Genomic DNA, 10,435 nt, shown 5'->3' with positions numbered 1-10,435 from the left:
GTTCCTCCGCCGCGCGGCGGCCACCGGCATCCCCGCCGCCGTGCCAGAAGAGAGCACCCCATGACCCAGCACCCCGCCGCGCACACCGGCCCGGACGCCCTCCGCGACCACCTGGACACCCACCTCGACCCGGCTGCCCGCGCCTGGTTCCACCAGGCCGTGGCCGAGGCCGCCGCCCACCCCGGCGCGCACGGGCCGATCTCCGTGTGGGAGCTGCGCTTGGCGGAGGCTGCCCGCCGCTGCGGCAGCCGGCACGCCGACGCCGTCCGTGTGCTGATCCTGCACGCGGCCCGCGCCGACACGGCCGCCCTGACCCGCGTCTACCGGCAGGGCACCGCCGCCGAACGGCGCGCCGTCCTGCACGCCCTGCCTCACCTCGTGCCCGGCCCCGACGCCGTGGGACTGGTCGAGGACGCCCTGCGCACCAACGACACCCGGCTGATCACCGCCGCCCTCGGCCCCTACGCCGCCCGCCACCTCGACCCCCACGCCTGGCGGCATGCCGTACTGAAGTGCCTGTTCACCGGCGTCCCCGTCGATGCGGTGGCGGGCCTCGCCGAGCGCGCCCGCGCCGATGCCGAACTCGCCCGCATGCTCGCCGACTTCGCGGCCGAGCGCACCGCCGCCGGACGGCCCGTACCCAGCGGCCTCCACCACGTCCTGGCCCTGGCCACCGCTCAGATCCGCGAGGAGTCCTGATGCGCCTGTTCGACCCGCACATCCACATGACCTCCCGCACCACCGACGACTACGAGGCCATGCGCGCCGCGGGGATCCGGGCCGTGGTGGAGCCGGCGTTCTGGCTCGGCCAGCCCCGCACCTCGCCCGCCTCCTTCCTCGACTACTTCGACTCCCTGCTCGGCTGGGAGCCCTTCCGCGCCGCCCAGTACGGCATCGCCCACCACTGCACGCTCGCCCTCAACCCCAAGGAGGCGAACGACCCCCGCTGCCTCCCCGTCCTCGACGAACTGCCCCGCTACCTCCTCAAGGACCAGGTCGTGGCCGTGGGCGAGATCGGCTACGACGCCATGACCCCCGCCGAGGACCGGGCACTCGCCGTACAGCTCCAGCTCGCCGCCGACCACGGCCTGCCCGCCCTCGTGCACACCCCGCACCGCGACAAGCTCGCGGGCCTGCGCCGCACCCTCGACGCCGTCCGCGAGTCCGCCCTGCCCCCGGAACGGGTCCTGGTCGACCACCTCAACGAGACGACCGTCAAAGAGGCCAAGGACAGCGGCTGCTGGCTCGGCTTCTCGGTCTACCCCGACACCAAGATGGACGAGCGCCGGATGGTGGAGATCCTGCGCGCGTACGGGCCCGAGCAGGTGCTGGTGAACTCCGCCGCCGACTGGGGAAGGAGCGATCCGCTCAAGACCCGCCGGGTGGCCGACCTGATGCTGGCCGAGGGCTTCACCGAGGACGACGTCGACCGCGTGCTGTGGCGCAACCCCGTCGCCTTCTACGGCCTCAGCGGCCGCCTGGACCTGGCGGTCAGCCCGCCGGAGGCGACGCACGAGGGCAACTCCCTGCTGCGCGGCGGGGAGTGAGCGCCATGCGGCTGCGCCACCCCGACGGCACCACCGTCCACCTCGCCTACTGCACCAACGTCCACCCCGCCGAGACCCTCGACGGCGTCCTCGCCCAGCTGAGCGACCACTGCGAACCCGTCCGCCGCCGTCTCGGCCGCGACCGCCTCGGCATCGGCCTGTGGCTCGCCCACGCCGCCGCCCGCACCCTGGACACCGACCCGTCGGCACTGCGCGCACTGCGCCGCGAACTCGGCCTGCGCGGCCTGGAGGTCGTCACCCTCAACGGCTTCCCGTACGAGGGATTCGGCGCCGACGAGGTCAAGTACCGTGTGTACAAGCCGGACTGGGCCGATCCGGAGCGCCTGGAGTACACCACCGCCCTGGCGCGGATCCTCGCCGCACTGCTGCCGGACGACGTCACCGAGGGCAGTATCTCCACCCTGCCGCTCGGCTGGCGCACCACCTGGACCGCCGACCGCGCCCAGGCGGGCCGCACAGCCCTGCTGACCCTCGCCGAGCGCCTCAACACGCTGGCGGAACTGACCGGCCGCTCGATCCGGGTCGGCCTGGAGCCGGAGCCCGGCTGCACCGTGGAGACCACCGGCGACGCCCTCGCCCCGCTCACCGCCGTCGGACACCCCCGCATCGGCGTCTGCGTCGACACCTGCCACCTCGCGACCTCCTTCGAGGAGCCGCAGGCCGCGCTGGACGCGCTCGCCGGCGCCGGAATCCCGGTCGTCAAGTCCCAGCTGTCGGCCGCCCTGCACGCCGAGCACCCGGGCCGACCGGAGGTCCGCGCCGCGCTCGGCGCCTACGCCGAACCCCGGTTCCTCCACCAGACCCGCACGCTCACCCCGGCCGGCCCGCGCGGCACCGACGACCTCGACGAGGCCCTCGACACCCTGTCCCGCGCCGCACCCTGGCGGGCCCACTTCCACGTCCCGCTGCACGCCGCCCCCGCCGCACCGCTCACCTCCACCCTCCCGGTCCTCCGGACAGCCCTGACGCAGCTCGTCGGCGGCCCGCACCCCCTCACCCGGCACCTGGAGGTCGAGACCTACACCTGGCAGGCGCTCCCGCCCGCACTGCGCCCCCGTGGCCGGGCCCGGCTGGCCGACGGCATCGCCGCCGAACTCGCCCTCGCCCGCGACCTGTTGACCGACCTCGGCCTGAAGGAGCTGCCATGACCGGGCCCGAGCGACCCACCCCGCTCCTCGTCCTCGACGTGGTCGGCCTCACCCCCCGGCTGCTGGACCACATGCCCCACCTCAAGGCCCTCGCCGCAGCCGGCTCCCGGGCCCACCTCGGCACCGTCCTGCCCGCCGTGACCTGCGCCGCCCAGTCCACCTTCCTCACCGGCACCCACCCCGCCGAGCACGGCATCGTCGGCAACGGCTGGTACTTCCGCGAACTCGGCGACGTCCTGCTGTGGCGCCAGCACAACGGCCTGGTCGCCGGGGACAAGCTGTGGGACGCGGCCCGCCGCGCCCACCCCGGCTACACGGTCGCCAACATCTGCTGGTGGTACGCCATGGGCGCCGACACCGACATCACCGTCACCCCGCGCCCCGTCTACTACGCCGACGGCCGCAAGGAACCCGACTGCTATACCCGACCGCCCGCGCTCCACGACGAACTCACCGAGAAGTTCGGCACGTTCCCGCTCTTCCGCTTCTGGGGGCCCGGCGCCGACCTGGTCTCCAGCCGGTGGATCATCGACGCCACCCGGCACATCCTCCGCACCCGGCAGCCCGACCTGACCCTCTGCTACCTTCCGCACCTCGACTACGACCTGCAGCGCCACGGCCCCGACGACCCCCGCTCCCACAAGGCGGCTGCCGACCTGGACGCGGCCCTGGCCCCGCTCCTCGACGACGCGCGCGCGGAGGGCCGTACGGTCGTCGCGCTGTCCGAGTACGGCATCACCCGGGTGAGCCGTCCCGTCGACATCAACCGCGCCCTGCGCCGCGTCGGCCTGCTGGAGGTGCACACCCAGGACGGCATGGAGTACCTCGACCCGATGGCATCGCGCGCCTTCGCGGTCGCCGACCACCAGGTCGCCCACGTCTACGTCCGCCGGCCCGAGGACCTGGCCGCCACCCGCGCCGCGCTCGACGCACTGCCCGGCATCGAGCAACTCCTGGACGACGAGGGCAAGAAGGCGCACCACCTGGATCATCCGCGCTCCGGCGAACTGGTCGCGATCGCGGAACCGGACGCCTGGTTCACGTACTACTACTGGCTGGACGACGACCGCGCGCCCGACTTCGCCCGCCTCGTCGAGATCCACCGCAAACCCGGCTACGACCCGGTCGAGCTGTTCATGGACCCGCTCGACCCCTACGTGAAGGTCAAGGCGGCCACCGCACTCGCCCGCAAGAAGCTCGGGCTGCGCTACCGCATGGCGGTCGTACCCCTGGACCCCGCACCCGTCCGAGGCAGCCACGGCCGCCTGCCCACGAGCGACGACGACGGTCCGCTCCTCCTGTGCTCCACCCCCCGCGCCGTCGGCGACCGCATCGCGGCCACCGACGTGAAGTCACTCCTGCTCCACCTCGCCGGTCTCGGCACCGACAACCCGTCCGAAGGAAGGCACCCGTGAACACCACGCATCACAGCGACGACCAGCTGCGCCGCAGCCTCGGCCTCGGCCGCCGCAGCTTCCTGAGCACCTGCACCGCTGTCGCGGCCGGCGCCATCGCCGCGCCCGTCCTCGGCGCGAGCCCCGTGCAGGCCGTACCGCAGTCCGGCGGCACCGGCAGAGGGCACGCACTCGTCCCCGAGGACAAGCGCGGCATCATCCTCTACACGGTCCGCGACGCCATCGGCCGCGACCCGCTCACCACCTCCCTGCCCTCCGGCTTCCGCGCCGTCTTCGAGCAGCTCGGCCGCTTCGGCTACCGCCAGGTCGAGTTCGCGGGCTACGGCCAGCACCCGAACGCACCCGGCGGCGGCAGCCTGGAGTCGGTCGAGGGAGCCAAGCTGCTGCGCCGCTGGCTGGACGACAACGGGCTGCGCGCCCAGGGCAACCACGGCTTCATCCCCAGCTCCTGGCCCTTCACCAACGCCGACCTGGACACCTTCAAGAAGCACCTGGAGATCGCGAACATCCTAGGCCTGGCCCACATGGGCACCGGCGCCGACCCCACCAGCAGCGCCTACCAGGCCGACTGGGACATGGCCGCCGACAAGTGGCACGCCCTCGGGGCCATCGCCCGCCGCGCCGGTCTCAAGCTGTACACCCACAACCACGACGCGGCCTACGGTTTCCTCCTCGACGGCGGCCCGCTGGACGCCCAGGGCCGCCCGACCCGCAGCTCCGGCATCCGCAAGCTGGAGTACTTCCTGTCCATCACCGATCCCCAGCTGATCTGGCTGGAGATGGACGTCTTCTGGGCCCACGTCGCCCAGTACAAGTTCCGCTCCTACACCGCCCACGACGGCTCCACGCAGACGAACATCTTCGACCCGGCCGCCCTGGTCACCTGTCACGACAAGCGCTACCCGCTGTTCCACGCGAAGGACGGCGTCGTCAACACCACCAACGGGATGGGCTACGACATGGTCCCGTTCGGCACCGGCGTCATCGACTACCGCACGTTCTTCTCCCGGGTGGGCCACCGCAACTACCACAACCCGATGGTCGAGCAGGACAACGCCCCGAGTGCCACCAACCCGGCGCAGTCCCTGGAACACGCGGCGATCGGCTACCGCAACATGGCCGCCCTGCGCGGCTAGCGGCAGGCGCGGGCGGAGGGCCTTCCCAGGGGGCCACCGGGCCCTCCGCCCCGGCCGGCCGACCACTGGCCGGACACCACCTGTCGGGCCCCTGTACCGGGCCTTACACTGCCGATCCGCAGTTTTTCGGGGGCAGTTGACGGGGGGAGCCCACCATGTCCGATCCGTATGGTCCGCACCAGTCGTTCGCCGTACCACCGATGCCCTCGACTCCGCCGCCCGCGCCACCGGACGGCTGGCGGGCGGCCGCCGTCGCTGTGCTCAACCTGAGCGGACTCGGCCTCGGATACGCGCTGGTCCGAAGATGGGTCCTGACGGCCGCCTGCCTGGCGGCAACCGTCGTCCTGCTGCTCGTGGCCCTGCCCGCCGACGCCGACGGCGTCCCGGGGGCCGCGCTCGCTCTCTACGGCGCCTTCATCCTGCTCGCGGCCGTGCACGGTGCGATCGTCGGCCTGCGCAACCGGCTCACCTGGCCCGGCAGAGCACCCCTCGCCCTGCTGCTCGGCGTGCTGCTGCTCGCCGCACCGGCAGGAGGCGCGGTGTGGTACGACGACGCCCACGAGGAAGCCGTACAGCAAGCGCTGCTGGATCGCCTCGCGAAGGCCGACCAGCAGGTGACGGCGGCAGGGCGGCAGAGTTTCTCCACCGCTCGGTCCGACTACGGGGAGGCCCTGGACGTCTACCGCGACCTCGCGGTCAACCACTCCGGCTCCCGCGCGGCCGACCAGGTCCCCGACCGCCTGCGGACCTACTACACCACGGTCGGCGCGGCCTACGGCCACCAGCAGTACTGCGACGCGATCGAGCCGCTGAAGTACCTGCGTACGGTGCCCCGCACGATGCCGAGGAAGGAACTCGGCTCGCTGAGCGAGTGGCCCGACGACCGACTCGCCACCTCCTTGTACGAGTGCGGACGGGCGGGCCTGACAACGGGCCAGGCCGACTGGGTCACGCGCTTCGGCGATCTGCTGGACACCTTCCCGCAGTCCCCGTCGGCGTCCAAGGTCGCACCCGCCGTCGACGCGCAGGTGAAGAAGGCGGAGCAGGCCGTGAACGGCGGCGAACCCTGCGCCGCCGTCGAGCAGTTGCGTGACCTGAACACCCGGATCACCTCCCTGTCCGGGTCGTCGGGGAACGCCGCCGACGGTCTCACCAAGTCCGCCGACCGCGCGGACCGGAGCGGCAACGCCGGGGAGTACGCCTGCGGGGTCGACCAGTACAAGGACGGCGACTACGACGAGGCCCAGAAGACCATGGAGCAGTACGTCTCCGACAACAAGAACGGCGGCAACCGGGACCGGGCCAAGAAGATCGCCATCGGAGCCGAGGTGGCCCAGACCCTGCCGGCCGCCGGGAAGAAACTGCCCACCACCGCCTCCGGCGGCAGCATCAGCGTCACGGTCAAGAACGACAGCCCCGACGACGTCACCGTCCTCTACACCGGCCCGGTCACCGGCAGCTTCACGCTCAAGGGATGCGGCAGCTGCAAGTCGTACTCCCTCGCCGACACGCTGAGGATCGGCTTCAAGCCCTGCAACGGCGGCAAGAACTACCCGCAGCGGACGCTCAGTCTCCCCGTCGGCACCACGTACTTCGTGCACAAGCCGCACGGCGACAGCACCGCCACGCCGGCCTCGGACACGGCCAAGCTCCGGTCCGGGTACATCTACACGGAATGCGCCTACACGACGTCGACGTTGGGCTCCAGCTACTGACGGTGCGGGGCGGGCCGAGGCCCGCCCCGCCGCTTGTCGTCACCGCCGTCGCCCGGCCGGCACCTTGATGTGCACGCGGGTCGCCCCGCGCCGATCTCTCGGAGCACCCAGCCGGGCCCGGCGTTCGTTGCGGCTTTTGGTAGTACTAGCCGGTAGTAGCCAGGTTATCCGGCAATATGTGCGCTCGTGGGGCGGCAGCGGACTTCGGCCTGCACGGGTGGTCCGGGCGGGCGATCGAGTACCACCGCTCTCACAACCATCGCCGTGAACAAGGTGAGACGTCGCGGAGGCACCGGTTCCTGGGCCCGATGCGCGATTTCGAGCTGTGTCAGAAAGCAAGGCCTGTCTGAATGGAGTGCTATGGATCGTGAAGAACTGCACCGGGTCCTCAGCCACAGCCTGGTCACCCGGGTGGTTCCCGATGAGACCGCCGACCAGATCAACTACCACGTGATATTCGCCCAGTACACGCGGCGGCGAGCGCACTTCAAGACCAGGCCCGCCGAGGTCACCGACATGCGGACCGGTTCCGTCAACGGCTTCGACCCCGGAGGCGAGGCCGTCGCCGCGGTCGTGGCCCTGGCGCCCTACGCGATGGCCCTGGTCGACCAGGTTCTGGACTTCTTGCTGGGCAAGACCAGCGAGTCCCTGGGCGCCCGAATCTGGGCGTGGATCACCCTTCGGCGTCACACCCGTGTACCCGCCGAGTTACCCGTCCTGACCGCGGAGCTCTTGGAAGGCGTCGAGAGCCTGTCGAGAACACTGGCAGACGAGTGGGAGCTCGAGCCGCACAAGAAGGACCAACTCACCCTCGCCCTGGTCAAGCTGCTCCTCGAGCAGCAGAAGAACGAGGGCGAGGCGTGACGCGCACCTCCATCTCGGTTCCGACCGCGACAACTGGCCGCTTCGTGGTGATGGCCGCCGCTGCTCTGGGCAGCTCGTCCTTTGCCTATCGCCTGATTCTGGTGAATACCGACATACCGCCTGCCCTGACCGGACCAGTAGGGATGGTCCTGCTGCTGGCGTCGACCATCCCGATCTACCTCGTGCAACCAGCCTGGATCCGCCGCAGACTCGTCGACCCCGACTTGACCCTCGATCATTATCGCCGGGCCGTTGCACAGGTGCAGGCACTCGCCACTGCCTCCGGCCTCCGACGATGCCCACGCGTCATGTTCTTGTCGAGTCCTTCCGCGACCTACGCGCAGGCCTTCGGCCGCTACCCGAACTACTGCGTGTGGATCAACTCGCAACGCCTCAGGGACCCGTCGCTGTTCGACGGCGTGGTGCGCCATGAGCTCAGGCACATCCGGCTGCGTGATGTCGACACCAGCCGCCTGGCCATCGGCATGGCCTGGGCGTTCGTCCCGGTGGTGCTGGTTCCGTACACCATCGTGGTGGGAGCCGAGAACGTCGGGCAATTCGTGCGCGAAGACCTGTGGCGGCTCCTTGCCCTGGGTGCCCTGGTCTACCTCATGTTCTGCTCCGTCATGCGGACACGTGAGCTGCACGCCGATGTCGGAGCGATGCTGCCCGAATCCGCCTGGGATTCCGGCTCGTCCAAGAAGTTCCCGTGGCTCCACCCGAGCGCGACCAAGCGCAAGGAGGCCGCGGCCGATCCTACGGTGCTGGACAGGCTCAATCCCTGGCTGGGAGCCGCGACCGGTGTGGCGGCCGGGATTGCGGTCCTACCGGTCGTCGACGCCATCGACCTGTTATCGCCCGGCCGCCTGGTCCGCCTGGTGGGAGCGGTCGCCGGCGGTCTCGTTGTCGGCCTTGTCATTGCGTCGGTCATCGGCCCCGCGATGTGGCGACTCGCTGCGCACGGCGACCGTATCCAGGCAAGATTCTGGCTCGAGGGCCTGACCATCGGCGGGGGTGTCCTGATCGGGTCCGAGCTGTCGGTGGAACGCCCCATTTCCCTGTCGACTTTGCTGGGGGATCGGCTCTGGGCCGCGGAGATCGGCTTTGTCGCGCTCCTGGCCGGGCTGCAGGCGCTGTTGTGCCGATGGATCGTGGCTACCGCACCGGTGTGGCAGAACTGCGCGGGTCCCCAGGATCCCGTCCTCCCCACCAGCGGCCCTGAATTCCGCAGCGTGCCGCACCTTCTTGGTGGCCTGATCACAGTGGTGCTGCCCACCGCCGCGGTGTGGGCGTTCTTCCTGTGGTCGTATGACGTGCTCACCAGCAGCCCTCGCTTCTTCGACGAGGTGCTGCGACTGTTCGGGCATCAGGTGTCGTCCCCGCCGGGCCTGCTCGACCAGTTCGAGCTGTTCGGCGTCGCCGCCTACGACGCTTTGATGATCGAGTCGTTGAGCCCCTCCCCGGTCTTTGTCGCCGGCATGGTGTGCATCTGTGTACCGCTGGCCTTGACCCCCCTGCGGGACGTGGTCCTTTGGCGCCGCACCGTCGTGGTCATCGTCGTCGGAGCGGCGATGTTCCTGATCGCGATGCCGTTCCTGGCTCGGCTTTTGGGCAGGGTCGCCCTCAGGGCCGACGAAGGGACCGAGTCGGCGGCACAGTTCGAGTTCTCCATGCTCACCCTGTGGCAACTCCCGATGGTGGTCGTCGGCATCGGAGTAGCAGTTGCTGCGAGCGTCCTGGCGGTACGGGCGGGGCATTCCGGACCAGCGCTGTATGGCACGGGCGCGGCGGTTGTCCACGGGCTGATCGTCTTTGCGGCCGCCGAAGTGTCCTTGCGCCTGCCCGCGAGCGCTTTCACCAGCCTGGTCGCAGCACCGTTGCTCATCGCGCCGTTGTCGAGTCTCGCTGTGACCGGACTGCTGGGCCGCCTTCTCCACCGCCCGGATGAAGCCCCTCCGCGGCCGCCTGTCCGGCTGCGGAGTCGATGGCGCCTGGTCGCAGGAACCAGTACCGCAGGCGCCGCAGCGATCGTCGCGAGCTTTCTTGCGGCACATCGCCTCGTGCCGGTCCCGCCCTCACGGCCCAACGATGACGCGTCCCCGCTCTCCGCCGATGAACAGACGGCTCGGTGTGTAACGGGCCGTTGGCACGTACTGGAAGACGCACAAACGGTCACCATCATGGGTGAGAAGGCCCCAGCTGTCGGCGGAGAAAGCATCACCTGGTCCTTCCGGGCCGACGGCCGGTTCCGGAGGGACAACCATGCCGCGGAATTCTTGGTCAAGTGGCGTTCGCGTGTCTGGCGCATGGTGTACGACGGCGCTTCAGAAGGCACCTGGCGCATCGAGGACGGCAAGCTCGTGCTGGTCGACGTGACCTGGACCGACGAGATCCACACCTTGTACTTCGCCCCGCACAAACCGATGGGCAAGCCAGTGCATGTCACCACCGGGTCCCAGCCCGAGGGACTGACAATGACATGCGTGAGCCCATACATGACCCTCGAACTGGACGGCCACAAGCAGGTGCTGAACAAGATGGGGGTCGGTCAGGATACGGCTGGTAGGGACGGCAGAGCTCCTTGACGTC

The 10,435-nt window shown here is 70.4% G+C and carries 8 protein-coding genes; all 8 read left to right on the top strand.

Translation table 11 applies throughout. From position 1 onward, the window contains the following. Nucleotides 1–60: 60 nt before the first annotated feature. The 8 genes from BEK98_RS44660 (at nt 61) to BEK98_RS44625 (ending at nt 10,431) form a co-directional block, all read left to right on the top strand. Nucleotides 61–699: an EboA domain-containing protein gene (locus tag BEK98_RS44660; RefSeq protein WP_094222571.1), complete on the top strand. Its 639-nt coding sequence runs from the start codon at nt 61–63 to the stop codon at nt 697–699. Next, the gene (locus tag BEK98_RS44655) at nt 699–1,547 is read left to right on the top strand and encodes a TatD family hydrolase (protein WP_094222570.1); all 849 of its coding nucleotides are present in this window, start codon (nt 699–701) and stop codon (nt 1,545–1,547) included. Before BEK98_RS44660 ends, BEK98_RS44655 begins: the two co-directional genes overlap by 1 nt. Before the next feature lie 5 nt (nt 1,548–1,552). After that, nucleotides 1,553–2,716 carry a metabolite traffic protein EboE gene (eboE, locus tag BEK98_RS44650; protein ID WP_094222569.1) on the top strand — a complete coding sequence of 388 codons (1,164 nt, stop codon included), beginning with the start codon at nt 1,553–1,555 and terminating at the stop codon, nt 2,714–2,716. Then, on the top strand, nt 2,713–4,131 hold the full coding sequence (locus BEK98_RS44645; protein WP_094222568.1) for an alkaline phosphatase family protein: 1,419 nt from the start codon (nt 2,713–2,715) through the stop codon (nt 4,129–4,131). Before eboE ends, BEK98_RS44645 begins: the two co-directional genes overlap by 4 nt. Beyond that, a complete protein-coding gene (locus BEK98_RS44640) occupies nt 4,128–5,267 on the top strand; it encodes a sugar phosphate isomerase/epimerase family protein (protein WP_094222567.1) in 1,140 nt (379 codons plus the stop codon). The genes BEK98_RS44645 and BEK98_RS44640 overlap by 4 nt, the downstream gene beginning before the upstream one ends. A gap of 155 nt (nt 5,268–5,422) precedes the next feature. Further along, nucleotides 5,423–6,982: a hypothetical protein gene (locus BEK98_RS44635; protein WP_094222566.1), complete on the top strand. Its 1,560-nt coding sequence runs from the start codon at nt 5,423–5,425 to the stop codon at nt 6,980–6,982. Between the two features lie 360 nt (nt 6,983–7,342). Then, nucleotides 7,343–7,846, top strand: a complete 504-nt coding sequence (locus BEK98_RS44630) for a hypothetical protein (protein WP_094222565.1) — start codon at nt 7,343–7,345, stop codon at nt 7,844–7,846. Next, nucleotides 7,843–10,431, top strand: coding sequence for a M48 family metalloprotease (locus BEK98_RS44625; RefSeq protein WP_094222564.1), 2,589 nt, complete (start codon nt 7,843–7,845; stop codon nt 10,429–10,431). Before BEK98_RS44630 ends, BEK98_RS44625 begins: the two co-directional genes overlap by 4 nt. The last annotated feature ends 4 nt before the right edge of the window (nt 10,432–10,435 follow it).

Origin of the sequence: Streptomyces diastatochromogenes (assembly GCF_002242805.1) — a bacterium.
In the GTDB taxonomy this organism is placed as follows: domain Bacteria; phylum Actinomycetota; class Actinomycetes; order Streptomycetales; family Streptomycetaceae; genus Streptomyces; species Streptomyces diastatochromogenes.
The sequence above is the reverse complement of the archived record's forward strand: the minus strand, read 5'-3'. Positions and strand labels throughout refer to the sequence as shown.

Bases quoted from the DNA above. Each gene is read 5' to 3' on its own strand.
- eboE (WP_094222569.1), top strand. From the start codon at position 1,553: ATGCGGCTGCGCCACCCCGACGGCACCACCGTCCACCTCGCCTACTGC.
- BEK98_RS44660 (WP_094222571.1), top strand. From the start codon at position 61: ATGACCCAGCACCCCGCCGCGCACACCGGCCCGGACGCCCTCCGCGAC.
- BEK98_RS44645 (WP_094222568.1), top strand. From the start codon at position 2,713: ATGACCGGGCCCGAGCGACCCACCCCGCTCCTCGTCCTCGACGTGGTC.
- BEK98_RS44655 (WP_094222570.1), top strand. From the start codon at position 699: ATGCGCCTGTTCGACCCGCACATCCACATGACCTCCCGCACCACCGAC.
- BEK98_RS44635 (WP_094222566.1), top strand. From the start codon at position 5,423: ATGTCCGATCCGTATGGTCCGCACCAGTCGTTCGCCGTACCACCGATG.
- BEK98_RS44630 (WP_094222565.1), top strand. From the start codon at position 7,343: ATGGATCGTGAAGAACTGCACCGGGTCCTCAGCCACAGCCTGGTCACC.